The organism is Rhizobium sp. F40D2, assembly GCF_051810745.2.
Lineage (GTDB): Bacteria > Pseudomonadota > Alphaproteobacteria > Rhizobiales > Rhizobiaceae > Rhizobium.
The window spans coordinates 1,671,358-1,689,661 of the sequence record NZ_CM131436.1; the positions used below are offsets into that span (position 1 = coordinate 1,671,358).

The following is an 18,304-nucleotide window of genomic DNA, read 5'->3' on the forward strand; positions in this document are numbered from 1 at the left end:
TATGCTCGCTCTCGATATCGAAAATCTTGATGTCACCTTCCCGGGCCTATCCTCGCCGGCGTTGGCGATTGGCCGCCTGTCGATCGATGCCGGCAGCAGGGTTGCCATTACCGGCGCGTCCGGCTCCGGCAAAAGCACCTTCGTCAATATCATTGCCGGGCTGGAGCGGACCCGCCAGGGCCGCATCCATTGGAACGGCGAGGATATTGCGGGCCTTTCCGAAAGCCGGCGCGACCGGTTCCGTGCCGCCAATATCGGCCTGGTGATGCAGGAATTTCATCTTTTTCCCGGCCTGTCGGCGGTGGAGAATGTGCTTCTGCCGGCACGGCTTGCGGGTGCCGCCACGGCCGCCGTCATCGAGCGGGCGCATGCGCTTTTGGGCACGGTCGGCCTTTCGCGCCCCGGCCAGAAGATCGAAACCATGTCGCGCGGCGAGATGCAGCGCGTGGCGATCGGCCGGGCGCTGCTGCGCAAGCCCGGCGTCATCATTGCCGATGAACCGACGGCGAGCCTCGATGCCGAGAGCGGCGAGGCTATCGGCGATCTCATCCTCGATCTCGCCATTGCCGAAGGTAGCACGCTGATCGTCGTTTCACACGACCAGCGCCTGGCCGGCCGCTTCGACCGGCGCATCATCTTCGGTTCCGGCCGGGTCAGCAACGATTCCGCGGCAACGGCGGGAGAGGCTGCATGATCCGTTTCATCCTTTCCGATCTTCGTCGCCTCTGGGCGGGGTCGCTTGTGGTCGTGCTGCTGGTGGCGCTTGCGACGGCGCTCGGCGTTTGCGTCGTGCTGCAGGAGCGCGCGCTTCGTCTCGGCAGCGCGCGCGCCGCCGACAAATTCGATCTCGTCATCGGCGCCGGCGGCAGCGAGACGCAGCTCGTGCTGTCCTCTGTCTTCCTGCAGCCTTCGCCCTTGCCACTAATGCCGGGCGATGTGCTGGCCAGGCTTGCCGCCGATCCCCGCGTCGGCTGGGCCGCGCCGATCGGCTTCGGTGATTCCTTCTCCGGCTATCCGATCGTCGGCACGACGGTGACGTTAGTGGACAAGCTGTCTGACGGCTTCGCCAAGGGCAAGATTTTCGCCCGTGAGGGAGAGGCGGTGATCGGCTCGGCGGTCAAGCTGCCGCTCGGCGGCGAGATCAAGCCGATGCATGGCCTGGCCGAAGAAGGCGGCGAGACCCATACCGAACTCGTCTATCGCGTCGTCGGCAGCTTGCGGCCGACGGGCACGGCCTGGGACCGGGCCATTCTCGTTCCGATCCAGGCCGTCTGGCATATCCATGGTCTGGGGGCGGAGGAGCATGAAGCCGGGGCCGGACACGATCATGGGCATCAAGGCGCCGGTCACGATGCACATGAGCAGCACGGCGAAATCGACCCAGATGCCGTAATCGACGAAAAGTGGGCTGTGGATGCTCCCGGCCTTCCCGCCATCCTCGTCAAACCGAAGACGATTGCCGACGCCTACAAGCTGCGGCAGGATTATCGCAGCGGCAATACCGTCGCCGTTTTCCCCGGCGAAGTGCTGACCAATCTCTACGGCACGCTCGGCGACGCCAAGCAGATCCTTGTTGCGGTCGCCGCCGGCGCGCAAGCGCTCGTCGCCGCCTCGCTGGTGCTGGTCACGGTCATCCATACCGGCCAACGCCGCCGCCAGATCGGCGCGCTCCGGGCCTTCGGCGCCCCGCGCGGCGCGATTTTCGGCATCGTCTGGCTGGAGTTCTTCTTCCTGGTGGCAGTCGGCATCGGGCTCGGATTCACCTTCGGTTATGCTGCGGCGCTGATCTTGTCCGGCATGTTCTCCGAGACGAGCGGGATCGCCATGCCGGTCGTTTTCGCCCGTGAAGACGCCGGGCTTGCGGTGGTGCTGCTCGCCTTCGCCACAATTCTGGCCGCACTGCCGGCGGTGCTCGCCTACCGGCAATCGCCGGCGCAGGCGCTGAGAGCGTAACCAGCCCGGCTGACGACTCCGCTGCCTGCCAAAGCGCGTTGCCATTCGACTAAAGTCATAATCCCAAAGCATCTCTCTTTCTGACCTGCCGTTTCTGGCACACTCTCGTCAGGCGTGTCGCGGCCAGGGGTCTGCTTTGAGGAGAGTAGGTCGCACGCGTGCTCATCACTCTGTGGAGGACAGACAATGGCAAATGTCGCAAGCATCGACGGCGCGAAGGCCGGTCCGATGACGGGCGAAGAGAAGAAGGTGATCTTTGCCTCTTCGCTCGGCACCGTTTTCGAATGGTATGATTTCTACCTCTACGGTTCGCTCGCCACCTATATCGGCGCAACCTATTTCACCCAATATCCCGAAGCGACGCGCAACATCTTCACGCTGCTCGCCTTTGCCGCCGGCTTCCTGGTGCGCCCCTTCGGCGCGCTGGTATTCGGCCGTCTCGGCGACCTGGTCGGCCGGAAGTACACCTTCCTGGTGACAATCATGATCATGGGTTTGTCGACCTTCCTCGTCGGCGTCCTACCGGGTGCTGCGACCATCGGCATCGCAGCCCCGATCATCCTGATCGCGCTTCGCCTGCTCCAAGGTTTGGCGCTGGGCGGTGAATATGGCGGTGCGGCAACCTATGTCGCCGAACATGCGCCGAACGGACGCCGCGGCTACTTCACTTCATGGATCCAGACGACGGCGACGCTCGGCCTGTTCCTGTCGCTGATCGTTATCGTCCTGGTTCAATATCTGATGGGCCCGGCTCAGTTCGCCGCCTGGGGCTGGCGCATTCCGTTCCTGGTCTCGGTCGTCCTGCTCGGCATTTCCGTCTGGATCCGCCTGAAGATGAACGAATCGCCGGCGTTCCAGCGCATGAAGGCGGAAGGCAAGGGCTCCAAGGCGCCGCTCACCGAAGCCTTCGGGACCTGGAGAAACGCCAAGATTGCGATCATCGCGCTTCTTGGCGCCACCATGGGCCAGGCGGTCGTCTGGTACGGCGGCCAGTTCTATGCACTGTTCTTCCTGCAGAACGTGCTGAAGGTGGACCTGCAGTCGGCCAATATCATGGTCGCCATCGCGCTCTTCCTCGCGACCCCGTTCTTCGTCATCTTCGGCGGTCTCTCCGACAAGATCGGTCGCAAGCCGATCATCATGGCAGGCCTTCTCATTGCGGCGGTGACGTATAATCCTCTGTTCAAGGCGATGACCTGGACGGCGAACCCGGCGCTTGCCGAAGCACAGGCCTCGATCCGGGCAACGGTCACGGCCGATCCGGCGGATTGCAAATTCCAGTTCAATCCGACCGGCACGTCGAAGTTCACCAGCTCCTGCGACGTGGCGACGGCGTTCCTGACGAAGAACTCGGTGCCTTATGATGTCGTGCCCGGTCCCGCCGGTCAGCCGGCAACGGTAAAGGTCGGCAACGAGACGATCCCGAGCTTCGACGTCGTTGCCGCCGGTGACAAGGCCAAGGGCATGACCGCGGCTTTCGAAAAGGGCGTCAATATCGCGCTCCACGATGCCGGCTATCCGCTGAAGCGCGGCGCCGCCAAGGTGCCGGATGCCAAGCTCGATGCTTTCATCGCAGCCAATCCGGAACTGTCGCTCAATGCCGATACCGTGCGTGCCGGCGAGAAGGAAACCATGCCGGCGGCCAAGCTGGTCGAGACCAAGCTGCTGACGGCGGATGAGGCCAACGGCGTCACCGACATGGCGGTCTACAACGTCGCCAATGGCGGCACCTTCGCCATGACCGCCGATCCCACCCGCGTCAACTGGATCGGCACGATCGCGATCCTGTTCGTGCTCGTCCTCTATGTGACGATGGTCTACGGCCCGATCGCCGCTCTGCTGGTCGAGCTCTTCCCGACCCGCATCCGCTATACCGGCATGTCGCTGCCCTATCACATCGGTAACGGCTGGTTCGGCGGCCTGCTGCCGGCGACGGCCTTCGCGATGAGCGCTGCCGCGGGCGATATCTATTACGGTCTCTGGTACCCGATCGTCTTTGCGTCGATCACGTTGGTGATCGGCCTGATCTTCCTGCCGGAAACGAAGGACAGAGATATCCACGCCATGGATTGATCGGCGCTTCAGCGCTTGAGATAAATGGCCCGGCGCTTATAAGGCGCCGGGCTTTTTGATGTCGGGGAAGAAGTGCTTCGCAATCGGCCAGCCATCCGACGCCAGTTTGAAGAGAAGGCCGCAGCGGGCAAAGACGATCGCCGTCAGCAGCGAAAACCAGCCGCCGAAGGCAAGGCCGGCAATGACGTCGCTCGGATAGTGAGCGCCGACCATGACACGCGTCATGCCGAGCCAGATGGCGCCGGCGATGAAGAGAACGCGGTAGCGCGGAAACAGCAGGGCAAAGGCGGCGAAGAAGGCCCCGACCGTGGTGGAGTGGCCGGAGGGGAAACTTTCGAAAGCGGCATGGCCTGAAAAGGGCGTGAAGGAAAACATGCCGTAGTCGTGAAAATGATCGGGACGCGCCCTGCCGATCGCCCGTTTCAGCAGATTGGCGAGAAGCCCGGAGAAGACAACCGTGGCAAAGAGATAGGCGCCGATCCAGCTGACATAGAGCGCCTGCGCCTTGGAGCGCGCCGTCTTCACAAGCTTGTAGCCCGCCCGACCCTGAAAGAACAGGAGTATGCTGGTATAGATCAGCCAGGCGGAATCGCCGAAACCGGTCATCATCTCGCCGAGGTGCTTCACCGGCGCGGGAGCTTTGCTGGCGCCGATCGGCGCATCGAAGAGCAGCATCGAAAGGATCACGGCATTGAGCGTGATGAAGAGGCAGGCCTGCCAACGCAATGGCGGTATGCCGACGCCGCTCCGGCGCCAGCGCCTGTCCAGGGAAGCCCAAAATGCCCGCATTGCCATCGTCCGTTCGAATTCGCCCTGAGCGCCGCGCGCCCGAAAGACGCGTCGAGGGCGCGCTTATCACCGGAATACGCGCTCGCTGAAATCCGGCGCAAAAATACACGAGATTGTGGCCGAGAATAGTCCGTTTCGGAGAATTCGACCGAGCGGGTTGCGGCTCGCGCTCCCTGCATGAAAAGCCCTCCGCATGTCATGCGGAGGGCGCATGTTTCACGTGAAATATATCAGGCGGAAAGCGCCTTGAACTCGGCGAGGATCGCATCGCCCATCTCGACGGTGCCGACCTGCCTTGCGCCATCGGCCATGATGTCGCCGGTGCGGATGCCCTTGTCGAGCACGTTGGCGATCGCCTTTTCCAGGTCGTCGGCTTCCTTCACCAGATTGAAGGAGTAACGCAGGCACATGGCGAAGGAGGCGATCATGGCGATCGGATTGGCGATGCCCTTGCCGGCGATATCGGGCGCCGAGCCGTGCACCGGCTCATAGAGCGCTTTGCGCTTGCCGGTCTTGCCGTCAGGCGCGCCGAGCGAGGCCGACGGCAGCATGCCGAGCGAGCCGGTCAGCATGGCGGCGACGTCGGAGAGCATGTCCCCGAAGAGATTGTCGGTGACGATGACGTCGAACTGCTTGGGCTGGCGCACCAGCTGCATGCCGCCGGCATCGGCCAGCATATGTTCGAGCTGGACGTCGGAATATTTCGCCTTATGCGTCTCGGTCACCACCTGGTTCCAGAGCACGCCCGACTTCATGACGTTGCGCTTTTCCATGGAGCAGACGCGGTTCTGCCGGGTGCGGGCCATTTCGAAAGCGACGCCGGCGATGCGTTCGATCTCGTAGGTGTCGTAGACCTGGGTGTCTATCCCCCGCTTCTGGCCGTTGCCGAGATCGATGATCTCCTTCGGCTCGCCGAAATAGACGCCGCCGGTCAGCTCTCGGATAATCAGGATATCAAGGCCTTCGACCAGTTCCGGCTTCAGCGACGAGGCCGAGGCAAGCGCCGGATAGCAGATGGCGGGGCGCAGGTTGGCAAACAGCTGCAGATCCTTGCGCAGCCGCAACAGCCCGGCTTCCGGGCGCACTTCGTACGGCACGCTATCCCATTTCGGACCGCCGACAGCGCCAAAGAGAACGGCATCGGCAGCCAGCGCCTTCTGCATGTCGCCTTCCGAGATCGCCGCGCCATGGGCATCATAGGCGGAGCCACCGACAAGGCCCTCGTCGGTGACGAATCCGGCGCCCATCGCCTCGTTCATATAGGCGATGATCTTGCGGACCTCGCCCATGGCCTCGGGACCGATGCCGTCGCCCGGCAGCAGGAAAAGATTGCGCACAGTCATGAAACCCTCCTGGGAAAAACAAGTTGCGGTTTCTTAGACCCCGGAAATGGGCATTTCAAGCGAGAGAAGAGGTGAATCGGTACGCTTCGCTCTCGGTCGTGATGATTGCTCCTGCGCCTGTAAACGGGCTAAAGCGCGTCGCGATCTTTCAGATTCGCTCCTTGCGCTTTAGCTTTTTGTTTTTACGCATGTCGTTGCCGCAAAACCGCTGCACACTTTTGCGCGACATGCTTTAGAACAGCGTCCTACCTTCTATGTCTCCGGATGTTTGCCATGCCTTTCGCACCCCTCCACCTCGACACGCCCCTGGTTCAGACAGCGCCTGGCTACAGCGCCAGTGGCAAGCCGCTCTGGCTTAAGCTCGATGCGCTGCAGCCTTCCGGCAGCTTCAAGCTGCGCGGCGTCGGCCGGCTTTGCCAGCACGAGGTGGAAAACGGCGCGCGCGAAATCTTCTGTGCTTCCGGCGGCAATGCCGGTATTGCCGCGGCCTATGCCGGCCGGGCGCTCGGCGTGCCGGTCACCATCGTCGTGCCGGAAACGACGGCGGCTGATGTCCGGCAGACGATCGTTGCAACGGGCGCCAATGTCCTCGTCCACGGGTCGGTTTTCGACGAAGCCAATGCCCATGCGCTCGGACTCGCAGAGAGCCGCAAGGCGAGTTATGTGCATCCCTTCGACCATCCGCTTCTGTGGGACGGTCATGCGACGCTGATCGACGAGGTGGTGGCGAGGGGTGCAAAATTCGATTGCGTCGTCACCAGCGTCGGCGGCGGCGGGCTGCTTGCCGGCATTGTCGAGGGGTTGAAGCGCAATGGGCTTGCCGATGTGCCGGTGATCGCCGTCGAAACCGAGGGGGCGGCTTCGCTCCATGAAAGCCTCAAGGCAAACGAGCGCATCACCCTGCCCGCCATCACCTCGATTGCCACTTCACTCGGGGCGCGGCAGGTGGCGCAGCATGTCTTCGACCTGCCGAAACAGCATCCGATCGAAAGCGTTCTCGTCAGCGACGCCGATGTGGTTGCCGCCTGCCTGAAATTTGCCGATGCGCGGCGCATTCTGGTCGAGCCGGCCTGCGGTGCAGCACTTGCCGTTGCCGATGTGCACGCCGGGCTGCTCTCCGCTTTGACAATCCGCTGATCGAAATCTGCGGCGGCATTGGCGTATCGCTCGAAAAGCTGCGGCTCTGGAAAGAGAAGTTTCTCTGACCTGATATCAAAGAAAAAGCCGGGCGAAGGCCCGGCTTGATCGAGAATTTGGAAAGCGCTTAAGCCGCCCAGGGGTGCGAAGCAGCGTTCTTCTTTTCGAAGCTGTCGATCGCCTTGCCCTTTTCCAGCGTCAGACCGATGTCGTCGAGGCCGTTCAGCAGGCAGTGGCGCTTGAACTCGTCGAGATCGAACTTGATCGAGCCGCCATCGGGACCGGTGATCTCGAGGTTCTCAAGGTCGACTGTCAGGATGGCGTTGGAGCCGCGCGAGGCGTCGTCCATCAGCTTGTCGAGATTTTCCTGGCTGACCTTGATCGGCAGGATGCCGTTCTTGAAACAATTATTGTAGAAAATGTCGGCGAAGCTGGTGGAGATCACGCAGCGGATACCGAAATCGAGAAGCGCCCACGGAGCATGTTCACGCGAGGAGCCGCAGCCGAAATTGTCGCCGGCAACCAGGATCTTGGCATCGCGATAGGCCGGCTTGTTCAGCACGAAATCGGGGTTTTCGGAGCCGTCTTCGTGATAACGGGCTTCGGCGAAAAGGCCGGTGCCGAGGCCGGTGCGCTTGATGGTCTTCAGATAATCCTTCGGAATGATCATGTCGGTGTCGATGTTGACAACCGGCAGCGGCGCAGCAACGCCCGTGAGCTTCACGAATTTATCCATGACCCATGCTCCATTTCAGCAAATCTACTTTCCTGAATTTGCATCTAGTCCAGTTTTCCGCCGAAATGAAGGAGAATCTTTGAAAAATGGCGGCCACGCGACGTTTCGCGCGGCCTGCCCTCTGCGTATGTGCCGTTACTTGGTCGGTGCGTTCAGGCCCCAGAGGACACCGAACGGGTCGCGAAGCTGGCCGTAACGGTCGCCCCAGAACATCAGTTCGACCGGCATGACGACTTCGGCGCCGGCAGCGACGGCGCGATCCCACCAGAAATCGATATCGTCGATAACCAGCTGGATGGCGAAGCCTTCATGGCCTTTGAAGGGATGGCCGTATTCGGGATAGGCATCCGACAGCATGAGGGAGCTGCCGTTGATATAGAGATGCACATGCATCGTCCGGCCGCTTTCGTCGACCGGCACGATATAGGCTTCTTCGGCGCCGAAAGCTTTTTGGTAGAATTCTGCGGCTTTCACTGCGCCGCCGACCGTCAGATAGGGCAGCAGGCCATTCTTGACCGGCGGCATCTTGACCGGATTGTTTTCCGTCGCATCCATGCTCGTCCTCCATTCGTTTTGAAGCGCCGGCAGAATGCCCGGCTGCTTCTAAGACGTATGATGGAAGCATGATGCGACAGTGTCAGTCAGGTTTTTTAAGCGTGAGCCGTTCAGAGATCGATGATCGTGCCGCGGCCGTCGTTCCAGATGCGCATTTCGCGTTGGCCATTGTTTGCCTTGGCGCGCACCGGAGCGGGCTTCATCTTCATCGATAGCGCACGTCCGACCATAAGCACGGTCAGGATGCCGCCGACGGCAAGCGTCACCGAGAAGGTGAAAAGCAGCATGGCCACGAAAACGGTGGCGCCGGCAAGCATGAAGAAGATGGAGCGAATGTTCTGCATGGGTTTTAGACCTTTCTTCAGAAAGGAATGTGGTCCTTCTTTTTCCTCTCTGCAAGGCAAGCATGGCTTTTTGTTGTCTTGCCGGGCATTGCGAAGCTTGGCACTAATGATCGATGAGCCAAACCATCCCTCGCCGTTCGTTAAATCTGCGCCGCTCGGTGCTGAGCGTGCCCGCCATCAATCTCCGGGCGCTCGAAAAAAGCCATTCGCTTGATTGCGATGCGGTTATTTTCGATCTGGAGGATTCCGTTTCGCCCGAGAAGAAGGGGCAAGCGCGGGAAAATCTGCGCGCTTTTTTTGCCGGCCCGCCGCTTGAGGGCAAGGAAAGGATCATCCGCATCAATTCTTTGTCATCCGAATTCGGGCCGGCGGACCTGGATCTGGTCAAGGCGCTTTTGCCCGACGCGGTTCTCCTTCCCAAGGTCGACGGACCTCGAGATATCACCGATATGGGCGATCTGCTCGCCGATGCGGATGCGCCGGAGGAACTGCGCATCTGGGCGATGATCGAGACGCCGCGCGGCGTGCTGAATGTCGGAGCGATCGCCGAATTCGGCCGCACGCCGGGTTCGCGGCTCGATTGCCTCGTCGTCGGGCTCAATGATCTGCGCAAGGAAACAGGCGTCCTGCCGCAGCCGGGACGAACCTATCTCGTGCCGTGGCTAATGCAGGCCGTCCTGGCGGTCAGCGCCTGCGGGCTCGATGCGATCGACAGCGTCTTCAACGATTTCAGGGACGAGCAGGGTTTCGATGCCGAATGCCTGCAGGGCCGGGCCATGGGCTTTGCCGGTAAGATGCTGATCCATCCAACCCAGATCGAGGTCGCCAATCGGCATTTCGGCCCGGATCCGGCAGCGATTGCGGAAGCGGAGGCGATCATCGCTGCCTTTGCCGATCCGGCTTCCGACGGGCTGAATGTCATCAATTCGCGCGGGCGGATGATCGAGCGGCTGCATCTTGTCCAAGCCGAAGCTCTGGTTCATAAAGCTCGCCTGATTTCTGCAAGAAAGCCTGCCTGATGAAACTCTACCGCTTCCTGACCGGTCCCGACGATGCTTCCTTCTGCCACAAGGTCACCGCCGCCCTCAATAAGGGCTGGTCGCTGGAAGGCTCGCCGACCTATGCCTTCAATGCCGCAACCGGCGCGATGCAGTGTGGCCAGGCCGTCGTCAAGACCGTCGAAGGCAAGGATTACCATCCGGAGATAAAGCTCTCCGAGCAATAACGCGTCCTGCCAGACGCGTGGCTTTAGCTCTTTGTTTTATGCATGTCGTTATCCCGGAACCGATGCACGCTTCCGGGCGACATGCATTAGCGCTCGGCGGCTTCCTCGGCGCTTGCCTCGATCCGCTCCATATCGTCGTCGCTCAGCCCGAAATGGTGGCCGATCTCGTGGATCAGGACATGGGTGATGATATCGCCGAGCGTCTCGTCGTTCTCGGCCCAATAATCGAGAATGGGACGCCGGTAGAGACGGATGCGGTTTGGCATCTCGCCGGTTTCTAGCGTGAAACGTTCGGAAATGCCTCTGCCCTCGAAAAGACCCAGAAGATCGAAAGGGGTTTCCAGCGCCATGTCCTCGAAAACATCGTCATCGGGGAAATCTTCGATCTCGATCGTGAGGTTGGTGGTCAGCTGGCGAAATTCATCCGGCAGATGGCTATAGGCCTCCATGGCCAGCGACTCGAAGGCGCTTATCGTCGGCGCATGGCGGTCCCGCCAATCATCGCTCTGGTCTATGCGGGCCATGAATATTCCTTCCTTTGCGGGCCCATATAGAACCTTTATCGCCGATTTTCGAGTGCGGAATCAAAGGCAGGAATAAATTCATAGAAAATGGCCGTTGACTCTTCATTAGCTCTCTGGAATCTATAAGAACATAACAGGAACAATACAGATTGGAGAACGCCATGGCGCAGCACGCCCTGGCGCGCGAGCGGCTTTTTGCGCTCCGCGAAACCATCGCCAGACTGGAGGGGAAGCCCGCGCCGGCGCTTGCGGCAGCGGAGCGGAGCGGGAAACCTTGGCGGAAGGAGGAAAGACACCCTCGAGACGCAGTCTGCCGCCGCTGGCGTTCGGGGTGGAAAGTCTTGATGAGGCGCTGGAAGGCGGCCTGCCGCTCGATGCGATCACCGAATTCCGATCCGATCTGTCGCGCGATGCCGGTGCGGCAAGCGGGTTGGCGATGGCTGTCGCCGCGCGGCTGCAGAAGCAGGAAGCAGATGCCGGTAGGCTTCTGCCGCTGCTCTGGATCGGCGATGCTGTCGGCACGCTCGAGGCCGGTCGTCCCTATGCTCCCGGGCTGCGGGATTTCGGGTTGAGCCCGGAGCGGTTTCTCCATGCGGCGCCGCGCAAGCTGGACGAGGCGCTCTGGCTGGTGGAGACCGCGGTGGAAAGCGCTGCTTTCTCGGCTGTCATCTTCGAAGTGCGCGGCAATCCCGCCCATTTCGGCCTGACCGAAAGCCGCAGGCTCAGTCTTCGGGCGCGTGCTGCCCGCCGTCCGCTCTTTCTTGTCCGCCAGGCCGGGGCGGAGGAGGCAAGCAGTGCGGCCTTTCGTCTGCATGTCGGACCGGCTCCATCCGCTCTGCGGCCGCTGCCGGGGGAATCCAGTCTTTCCGGCAGCATCGGCAATCCGATTTTCCGTCTCACGCTGGAGAAGGGCCGCAATCCGGCCCCGCTCAGCTTTTTTCTGGAATGGAACCCCCATGAACGCGAATTTCTCCCTGTCGCCGAGCCAAACCTCGTTCGTCCTCCAGGCGAGCCGTCAGCGTATTCTGGCGCTCAGCTTTCCGCATCTGCCAACGGACCGCATCGCCCGCAGGCGATGGGGGCTCTCCTGGCGTTCGAAAGGGCGTCCTGAGACACCGCCTATCGTCTGTTCCGGCAAGCTCAACAATGCCATGCGGCTGACGGCGCTGGACGAGTTGGCCGAGAGGCTGGGGCTGAAAAAGGATCAGGGCCTTGCCGAAGCGCGCGCCATGTATCCAACGCTCGAGGTCGCGGAAGAGGATCCGGCGGCCGACCGCCGGTTGCTGGAGGCCATTGCTGACTGGTGCGACCGTTATACGCCGCTGGTGGCGTTCGACGGCAAGGACGGCCTGTTTCTCGACATTAGCGGCTGCGCCCATCTCTTCGGCGGGGAAAAGGCGCTTCTCAAGGATGTGCAGTCGCGGCTTTTTCATATGGGGATCGATGCGCGCGGCGCCATCTCATCCTCGCCAGGCCTTTCCTGGGCCGCGTCGCGCTTCGGACAAGGCGGCGTCATCGAAGACGAGGAGACGGAGCAGGTGCTAATGTCCTTGCCGGTTGCAGCCTTGCGGTTGGAAGGACAAACCGTCGATGCGCTGAAGAAGCTCGGCCTGAAATATGTCGGCGACGTCATCGATGCACCGCGCGCGCCGCTGACCCGCCGGTTCGGCCCGGGACTGCTTCTGCGTCTCGATCAGGCGCTGGGACGCGAGGAGGAGCCGGTCTCGCCGCGGCGTCCGGTCGCCAGCCTCTCGGCCGAAAGCCGCCTGATCGAGCCCATCGGCACGGAAGAACAGATCCTTGCCGTCACCCGGCAGGTCGCCATGTCGCTGCAGCCGTCGTTGGAGACGCGGGGGATTGGCGGGCGGGTGTTCGAACTGGTGCTGTTTCGCGTCGACGGTAGGGTTTTTCGTATCGCCGTCGGCGCTTCGCAGCCGCTTCGCGAACCAAAATTCATTGCAGGGCTTTTTTCCGAGCGATTGCAGGCGGTTTATGACGATCTTGATGCCGGCTATGGTTTCGAAATCCTGCGGTTGAATGTGTTGCGGCATGATCCCTTCAACGAGGCGCAGGCTGATTTCGAGGGCGACCGTCAGGGAGAGATCTCGCTTTCGGCCTTCGTCGATCGGGTCTCGGCCCGGCTGGGTGCGGATTGCCTGCAAAGCTTCCAGTTGCGCGAGAGCCATGTGCCGGAACGCGCCGTCATCACCGTTCCCGTGATGGATCGTCTTCCCAGGCGGAAGGCGGCGCAGGACATCCAGCTTCCTTTCCGCCAAGAGCGCCCGCTACGGCTCTTTGCCACGCCGGAGCCGGTCGAGATCATGCTTGCCGAAGTGCCCGATGGTCCGCCGCAGATTTTCCGCTGGCGGCGCTTGCAGCATCGGGTGGCAAGAAGCGAAGGGCCGGAACGGATCGCCATGGAATGGTGGATCGATGGGGATGACGCCGAGGCGCGCGACTATTTCCGCATCGAGGACGAGACCGGACATCGCTTCTGGATCTATCGTCGCGGTTTTTATGGCCGCGAACTCGATCCTCGCTGGTTCATGCACGGTGTGTTTGCATGAAGAGCGGGTCCGCATTTTTCGAGATCGGCGTGAGGACGAATTTTTCGTTTCTCGAAGGCGCCTCCGGTCCGGAAGAGATGGTCGTGCAGGCCGCTTATCTCAGACTCGGCGGTCTCGGCATTGCGGACCGGAATTCGGTTGCCGGCGTGGTCAGGGCGCATGCGCAGGCGCTGCAGCTCGAGGAGAGATACAGGAATAGAGATGCGATCTTGGCCCAGGCGGAGAAGGAAGGGAAAAGGGAAGAGATTCTCGAGCCTATCCGGATTCAGCCGGGCGCCCGCCTGGTCTTTTGTGATGACACGCCGGATATCCTCGCCTATCCACGCAATCGGCGGGGCTGGGCAAATCTCTGCCGTCTTCTCAGCGCTGGCAATCTGAAGGAAGAAGCGGTCAAGGGGAACTGCATCCTGACGGAAGCGGAGCTGATGGAATGGGGGGACGAGATGATGCTCGCACTGGTTCCCGATCGCACCCTTGTCGATGATCAGGAGGGCCAGTCGGCGCTGGAAGATTATCTGGGACGGTTTCGCAGACGGTTCCGCAAGGATTTCTTTTTGGCGCTGGCGCCAGCCTATGACGGCCGCGACAGGCAGGTCTTTGCGGTGCTTGCCATGCTTGCGACGCGCAATCGCGTGCCGCTGATTGCGACCAACCAGCCGCTTTATCATCATCCCGAACGCCGGCCGCTTTCGGATGTGGTGATTGCGATCCGGGAGCATGTGCAGATCGCGCAAGCCGGATTCCTGCTGGCGCCGAATGCCGAACGCTACCTCAAGGATTCACGTGAAATGGTCCGGATCTTCCGGGACTATCCTGGTGCGATCGAAAATACCCAGGCCTTCTTCGGCAGGTTGACCTTTTCGCTGAAGGAATTGGAGCATAATTATCCGCCTGAAAATGATCCCGGCGAAACGCCACAGCAGACGCTCGAGAGGCTGACGCGGGCGGGAGCGGCAAGGCGTTATCCCGAGGGTATCCCGGCCAAGGTGGCGAAGCAGATCGATTATGAGCTAAAACTCATCGGCGATAAGAACTATGCCTCCTACTTCCTGACGGTTCACAGGATCATCCATCACGCCCGTTATGACCTCAAGGTCTTGTGCCAAGGGCGCGGATCGGCGGCAAATTCGGTCATCTGCTATTGCCTCGAAATTACGGAAGTCGATCCTCAGAAGAGCACGCTGCTCTTCGACCGCTTCATTTCGATGGATCGTGACGAACCGCCGGATATCGATGTTGATTTCGAGCATGATCGGCGCGAAGAGGTCATCCAGTTCATCTACAGAACTTATAAGAGAGAACATGCCGGGCTAACGGCGGGGGTGACCACCTATCGGACCCGTTCGGCCGGCCGCGAAGTCGCCAAGGCCTTCGGGTTGTCGGAGGATGTCCAGTCGGCGATCAGCAGCCTCGTCTGGGGCTGGTCGGAGGACAATCTTTCCGAGAGGGATGCAAAGGCGGCCGGTCTCGACATTAAGGATCCGGTCACCCGGAACGTGCTGAAATATACCTCCGAGCTTCTCGGCTTCCCCCGCCACCTCACCCAGCATGTCGGCGGTTTCGTCATCACGCGGGATCGGCTCGACGAGGTGGTGCCGATCATGAAGACGGCGATGCCGGATCGCTACATGATCGAGTGGGACAAGGACGATCTAGACAACGTCAAGATCCTCAAGGTGGATGTGCTGGCGCTCGGCATGCTGACCTGCCTGCGGAAGGGTTTTTCGCTGCTTGAACTGAATTACGGTGTCAAGAAAACGCTCTCAGATCTCGGCAACAGGGAACATGGGGACGAAGGCAGACCAGTTTATGAGATGATGGGTCGGGCCGATACGCTTGGCGTCTTCCAGATCGAGAGCCGGGCGCAGATGAGCATGCTGCCGCGCCTCAAGCCGAAGCTGTTCTACGACCTCGTCATCGAGGTAGCGATCGTCCGGCCTGGACCGATCCAGGGCGATATGGTGCACCCCTATCTGAAGCGCCGGGAGCAGCAGGCCAAGAATATCCCGATCGAATATCCGAGCAAGGAGCTGGAAGCAGTTCTGGAAAGAACTCTCGGCGTGCCGCTGTTTCAAGAACAGGCGATGCAGATCGCGATTACTGCTGCAGGCTTCAAACCGGCAGAGGCCGACAAGCTTCGCAGAGCGATGGCGACATTCAAGAGAACCGGCACGATCGGCAATTTCGAGACGCGGTTCATCGAGGGAATGACCTCAAAGGGTTATGCTCCGGAATTCGCGCAGCAGTGTTTCAACCAGATCAAAGGCTTCGGTGAATATGGTTTCCCTGAAAGCCATGCCGCCTCCTTTGCGCTGCTCGTCTATGCCTCCTCATGGCTCAAGGCCTATTATCCCGACGTCTTCTGCGCGGCGATGCTGAATTCCCAGCCAATGGGGTTTTATGCGCCGGCGCAGCTGGTGCGGGATGCCCGCGAGCACGGCGTCAAAATTCTGCCTGTCGACATCAACGAATCCGACTGGGATTGCGATCTGGAAGAGGCCGCTTTCGATCCGAACGCCGTCGATTTCCGCCACCGTGAGATGCGCGGGATCATCAGGGCCCGATACGCGGTGCGGCTCGGCTTCCGGCAGATCAAGGGCGTCTCGGATAAAGAGATGGAGCTGCTCGTCAAAAATCGAGGCAAAGGCTACGGTTCCGTTCGGGATCTCTGGCTGCGGTCCGGCCTGCAGAAATCCGTCATCGAGCGACTGGCGGATGCGGATGCGTTCCAATCCCTGAGACTATCACGACGCGACGCACTTTGGGCGGTGCGGGCGTTGGATGTGAAGAGCGCGGCCGAGGAGCTGCCGCTTTTCGAGCGGGCCCGTCATATCGATCTCCAGGCTGAGCCGGCGACGAAGCTGCCGGAAATGCTGCCGGGAGAGCAGGTCATCGAGGACTATCGTTATCTCTCGCTGTCGCTGAAGGCGCATCCGGTCTCCTTCCTGCGCGAGGAATTGCGGGATGCTGATGTGACGCGCAATGTCGATCTGCTGACGGTTACAAACGGGCGTAGGGTAACGATCGCCGGCCTCGTGCTGGTGCGCCAGCGGCCGGGGTCGGCCAAAGGTGTGATCTTCATGACCCTTGAGGATGAGACCGGCGTCGCCAATGCGATCGTCTGGCCGAAAATCTTCGACACATACCGCTCGGTCGTGATGGGCGCCCGGCTGGTGAAAATCCGCGGCAGACTGCAAAGCCAGAGCGGCGTGATCCACACCGTCGTCGAGCATATCGAGGACATGACGCCGGCGCTCGGCATCCTCCAACGCGAGGCCCGGCGTTTTGGCGTCTGTGAGCGGGCAGACGAAGTGCTGAACCCAGGTATTGACCAGCGGCAGAGAAAGCTTGCGCAGGCGCAGGAGAGAGCGGAGCTGGAAAAACGGATGGTGGCCACAGGCCGCAATTCCGGCGCAGCGGAAACCGCCGAGGTGATGCCGCGCGGACGCAACTTCCATTAAAATGCGTGGGCACCGATCGGGACCGTCCGGCCTCCTTCACTCGCCTCATGGCGTCATCACCCTGGAAGAACTGCGTAACCCCGAACGACATCGATTGGCTTGTCATTCCGAAACCGCGTCTAATGAAGCGGGGCTCGAATTTTTTCTTGACAGCCACCATCTTCTTTAGCAGAAAACACGATAGTCAGTGTCATGTTTGGAATGAAGACGTGCTTGTCTGCAGCTGCAACTATATAACCGACAAGGAAATCCGGGAGGTTATCACCAACCTTCTCGATGAGGACTGTTGGCAGCTTATCGTGCCAGCGAAGGTCTACCACGCTATGGAGAAACGTGGCCGTTGCTGCGGCTGTTTCCCCAACGTCGTCGACATCATTATCCAGACGACTGAGGAATATCACGCCCGTCGCCACTCGACGGAGACCGAAATATTTGATTTCATGTCCCGCTTGAAACAATTTCATGAGGAAAACAGGAGAGCTGACATTGAAAGGCGACAAAAAAGTCATCGAGCGGCTTAACGAGGCGTTGTTCCTCGAGCTCGGGGCGGTCAATCAATATTGGGTTCATTATCGACTTCTTGAGGACTGGGGCTACACCAAGCTCGCCAAGAAGGAGCGCGCCGAATCGATCGAAGAGATGCATCATGCCGACCGGCTTGTTGCGCGCATCATTTTCCTTGAGGGCCATCCCAATCTGCAGACACTTGCACCTCTGCGCATCGGCCAGAACGTCAAGGAAGTGCTGGAGGCCGATCTCGCCGGCGAATACGATGCCCGTGCAGCGTACAAGAAGTCGCGCGATATCTGTCACGAAGCCGGCGATTACGTTTCCATGAAGCTCTTCGAAGAGCTGCTAATGGATGAGGAAGGCCATATCGACTTCCTCGAAACGCAGCTCGATCTGCTCGGGAAAATCGGCGAGAGCAAATACGGCCAGCTCAACGCGGATTCCGCCAACGAGGCAGAATAAGCTCCTACGAGATGCCGGCCGCCTTTGGGCGGCTGGAGCTCCTCTCGCTTGCCGGGCGCAAACGAAGGCGCCATCCCGCTATGATCAGTCTTCCGATTGCAGTGTCGCCAGATGCTGGAATTCAGCGATGACCTGATCGTAGACGCCGCGCTTGAAAGGGACGATCAGGCTGGGCAGTTCCTGCATCGGCTTCCATTCCCAGGCATCGAATTCGGGCTCGTGGCCGCCGGGCGGCGGGTTGATGGCGATCTCGCTGTCGTCGCCGTCGAAGCGGAAGGCGAACCAGCGCTGCGTCTGGCCGCGGAATTTTCCTTTCAGCCCAATGCCGATCAGTATCGGCGGCAGATCATAGTTGATCCAGTCTCCCGCTTCGGCAAGCAGTGTCACCGTCTTGATGCCGGTCTCCTCGTAGAGCTCGCGATAGGCGGCGTCCAATGGATCCTCGCCCTTGTCGATGCCACCCTGGGGCATCTGCCAGAGCTGTGGCGAGCCGTCATATTCGGAATTGCCGTCGGGAATGCGCCGTCCGGCCCAGACGAGGCCGTCGCGGTTCAGGATCATCACGCCGACACAGGGGCGGTAGGGCAGGTCCTCGGCTTTTACGGTCGCCTGGCTCATCTTCTTC

16 protein-coding genes and 2 pseudogenes are annotated in these 18,304 nt (G+C 60.8%); 11 read left to right on the forward strand and 7 right to left on the reverse strand.

From position 1 onward, the window contains the following. The first annotated feature begins 1 nt into the window (after position 1). The 3 genes from ACS4RS_RS08060 (at position 2) to ACS4RS_RS08070 (ending at position 4,026) form a co-directional block, all read left to right on the forward strand. Positions 2-694, forward strand: coding sequence for an ATP-binding cassette domain-containing protein (locus ACS4RS_RS08060; protein ID WP_439011393.1), 693 nt, complete (start codon positions 2-4; stop codon positions 692-694). Next, positions 691-1,953, forward strand: a complete 1,263-nt coding sequence (locus tag ACS4RS_RS08065; RefSeq protein WP_449313938.1) for an ABC transporter permease — start codon at positions 691-693, stop codon at positions 1,951-1,953. Before ACS4RS_RS08060 ends, ACS4RS_RS08065 begins: the two co-directional genes overlap by 4 nt. Positions 1,954-2,139: 186 nt before the next feature. Further along, positions 2,140-4,026, forward strand: a complete 1,887-nt coding sequence (locus tag ACS4RS_RS08070) for an MFS transporter (protein WP_439011391.1) — start codon at positions 2,140-2,142, stop codon at positions 4,024-4,026. Positions 4,027-4,062: 36 nt separating this feature from the next. Here the strand turns inward: ACS4RS_RS08070 and lpxE are convergent, their stop codons facing one another. Together lpxE and leuB are read right to left on the reverse strand one after the other, a co-directional pair. Then, on the reverse strand, positions 4,063-4,815 hold the full coding sequence (gene lpxE, locus ACS4RS_RS08075; RefSeq protein WP_439011390.1) for a lipid A 1-phosphatase LpxE: 753 nt from the start codon (positions 4,813-4,815) through the stop codon (positions 4,063-4,065). 230 nt (positions 4,816-5,045) lie between these two features. After that, positions 5,046-6,158, reverse strand: a complete 1,113-nt coding sequence (gene leuB / locus ACS4RS_RS08080) for a 3-isopropylmalate dehydrogenase (protein ID WP_439011389.1) — start codon at positions 6,156-6,158, stop codon at positions 5,046-5,048. Between the two features lie 273 nt (positions 6,159-6,431). Here leuB and ACS4RS_RS08085 point away from each other — a divergent pair. Next, a pseudogene (locus ACS4RS_RS08085) lies at positions 6,432-7,363 on the forward strand (pyridoxal-phosphate dependent enzyme). A 59-nt stretch (positions 7,364-7,422) separates the two neighbouring features. Here ACS4RS_RS08085 and leuD read toward each other — a convergent pair. The 3 genes from leuD to ACS4RS_RS08100 all read right to left on the reverse strand — a co-directional run bounded on the left by leuD (position 7,423) and on the right by ACS4RS_RS08100 (position 8,930). After that, positions 7,423-8,031, reverse strand: a complete 609-nt coding sequence (gene leuD / locus ACS4RS_RS08090) for a 3-isopropylmalate dehydratase small subunit (RefSeq protein ID WP_049733269.1) — start codon at positions 8,029-8,031, stop codon at positions 7,423-7,425. 135 nt (positions 8,032-8,166) lie between these two features. Further along, positions 8,167-8,586 (reverse strand): VOC family protein, encoded by a 420-nt coding sequence (locus tag ACS4RS_RS08095; protein WP_439011387.1) that lies wholly within the window; start codon positions 8,584-8,586, stop codon positions 8,167-8,169. 110 nt (positions 8,587-8,696) lie between these two features. Then, a complete protein-coding gene (locus ACS4RS_RS08100; protein WP_003589579.1) occupies positions 8,697-8,930 on the reverse strand; it encodes a hypothetical protein in 234 nt (77 codons plus the stop codon). A gap of 113 nt (positions 8,931-9,043) precedes the next feature. Here ACS4RS_RS08100 and ACS4RS_RS08105 point away from each other — a divergent pair, with 113 nt between their 5' ends. Together ACS4RS_RS08105 and ACS4RS_RS08110 are read left to right on the forward strand one after the other, a co-directional pair. Continuing rightward, positions 9,044-9,949 carry an aldolase/citrate lyase family protein gene (locus tag ACS4RS_RS08105; RefSeq protein ID WP_439011386.1) on the forward strand — a complete coding sequence of 302 codons (906 nt, stop codon included), beginning with the start codon at positions 9,044-9,046 and terminating at the stop codon, positions 9,947-9,949. Further along, complete coding sequence (locus ACS4RS_RS08110; protein WP_003589581.1) at positions 9,949-10,155, forward strand: DUF1737 domain-containing protein; 207 nt, start codon at positions 9,949-9,951, stop codon at positions 10,153-10,155. Before ACS4RS_RS08105 ends, ACS4RS_RS08110 begins: the two co-directional genes overlap by 1 nt. An 86-nt stretch (positions 10,156-10,241) precedes the next feature. On the opposite strand, the gene ACS4RS_RS08115 is transcribed toward ACS4RS_RS08110, so the two are convergent. Beyond that, complete coding sequence (locus ACS4RS_RS08115) at positions 10,242-10,679, reverse strand: metallopeptidase family protein (RefSeq protein ID WP_439011385.1); 438 nt, start codon at positions 10,677-10,679, stop codon at positions 10,242-10,244. Between the two features lie 161 nt (positions 10,680-10,840). Here ACS4RS_RS08115 and ACS4RS_RS08120 point away from each other — a divergent pair. The 5 genes and pseudogenes from ACS4RS_RS08120 to bfr all read left to right on the forward strand — a co-directional run bounded on the left by ACS4RS_RS08120 (position 10,841) and on the right by bfr (position 17,679). Next, positions 10,841-11,790, forward strand: a pseudogene (locus tag ACS4RS_RS08120) (ImuA family protein). 40 nt (positions 11,791-11,830) lie between these two features. Beyond that, positions 11,831-13,246 (forward strand): Y-family DNA polymerase, encoded by a 1,416-nt coding sequence (locus ACS4RS_RS08125; protein WP_449313968.1) that lies wholly within the window; start codon positions 11,831-11,833, stop codon positions 13,244-13,246. Continuing rightward, positions 13,243-16,707 (forward strand): error-prone DNA polymerase, encoded by a 3,465-nt coding sequence (locus ACS4RS_RS08130; RefSeq protein ID WP_449313939.1) that lies wholly within the window; start codon positions 13,243-13,245, stop codon positions 16,705-16,707. Before ACS4RS_RS08125 ends, ACS4RS_RS08130 begins: the two co-directional genes overlap by 4 nt. A gap of 122 nt (positions 16,708-16,829) precedes the next feature. Beyond that, positions 16,830-17,228, forward strand: a complete 399-nt coding sequence (locus tag ACS4RS_RS08135) for a (2Fe-2S)-binding protein (protein WP_082366254.1) — start codon at positions 16,830-16,832, stop codon at positions 17,226-17,228. Beyond that, the gene (gene bfr / locus ACS4RS_RS08140; protein ID WP_003589587.1) at positions 17,194-17,679 is read left to right on the forward strand and encodes a bacterioferritin; all 486 of its coding nucleotides are present in this window, start codon (positions 17,194-17,196) and stop codon (positions 17,677-17,679) included. The genes ACS4RS_RS08135 and bfr overlap by 35 nt, the downstream gene beginning before the upstream one ends. A gap of 84 nt (positions 17,680-17,763) precedes the next feature. On the opposite strand, the gene ACS4RS_RS08145 is transcribed toward bfr, so the two are convergent. Beyond that, positions 17,764-18,297: an RNA pyrophosphohydrolase gene (locus tag ACS4RS_RS08145; RefSeq protein ID WP_439011383.1), complete on the reverse strand. Its 534-nt coding sequence runs from the start codon at positions 18,295-18,297 to the stop codon at positions 17,764-17,766. Between the last annotated feature and the right edge of the window lie 7 nt (positions 18,298-18,304).

Excerpts from the sequence above, each read along its gene's own strand:
- ACS4RS_RS08070 (WP_439011391.1), top strand. The coding sequence starts at position 2,140 with ATGGCAAATGTCGCAAGCATCGACGGCGCGAAGGCCGGTCCGATGACG.
- ACS4RS_RS08125 (WP_449313968.1), top strand. The coding sequence starts at position 11,831 with ATGCGGCTGACGGCGCTGGACGAGTTGGCCGAGAGGCTGGGGCTGAAA.
- leuB (WP_439011389.1), bottom strand. The coding sequence starts at position 6,158 with ATGACTGTGCGCAATCTTTTCCTGCTGCCGGGCGACGGCATCGGTCCC.
- ACS4RS_RS08100 (WP_003589579.1), bottom strand. The coding sequence starts at position 8,930 with ATGCAGAACATTCGCTCCATCTTCTTCATGCTTGCCGGCGCCACCGTT.
- leuD (WP_049733269.1), bottom strand. The coding sequence starts at position 8,031 with ATGGATAAATTCGTGAAGCTCACGGGCGTTGCTGCGCCGCTGCCGGTT.
- ACS4RS_RS08095 (WP_439011387.1), bottom strand. The coding sequence starts at position 8,586 with ATGGATGCGACGGAAAACAATCCGGTCAAGATGCCGCCGGTCAAGAAT.
- ACS4RS_RS08060 (WP_439011393.1), top strand. The coding sequence starts at position 2 with ATGCTCGCTCTCGATATCGAAAATCTTGATGTCACCTTCCCGGGCCTA.
- lpxE (WP_439011390.1), bottom strand. The coding sequence starts at position 4,815 with ATGCGGGCATTTTGGGCTTCCCTGGACAGGCGCTGGCGCCGGAGCGGC.
- ACS4RS_RS08110 (WP_003589581.1), top strand. The coding sequence starts at position 9,949 with ATGAAACTCTACCGCTTCCTGACCGGTCCCGACGATGCTTCCTTCTGC.
- ACS4RS_RS08105 (WP_439011386.1), top strand. The coding sequence starts at position 9,044 with ATGAGCCAAACCATCCCTCGCCGTTCGTTAAATCTGCGCCGCTCGGTG.
- ACS4RS_RS08145 (WP_439011383.1), bottom strand. The coding sequence starts at position 18,297 with ATGAGCCAGGCGACCGTAAAAGCCGAGGACCTGCCCTACCGCCCCTGT.
- ACS4RS_RS08065 (WP_449313938.1), top strand. The coding sequence starts at position 691 with ATGATCCGTTTCATCCTTTCCGATCTTCGTCGCCTCTGGGCGGGGTCG.
- ACS4RS_RS08135 (WP_082366254.1), top strand. The coding sequence starts at position 16,830 with ATGAAGCGGGGCTCGAATTTTTTCTTGACAGCCACCATCTTCTTTAGC.
- ACS4RS_RS08130 (WP_449313939.1), top strand. The coding sequence starts at position 13,243 with ATGAAGAGCGGGTCCGCATTTTTCGAGATCGGCGTGAGGACGAATTTT.
- ACS4RS_RS08115 (WP_439011385.1), bottom strand. The coding sequence starts at position 10,679 with ATGGCCCGCATAGACCAGAGCGATGATTGGCGGGACCGCCATGCGCCG.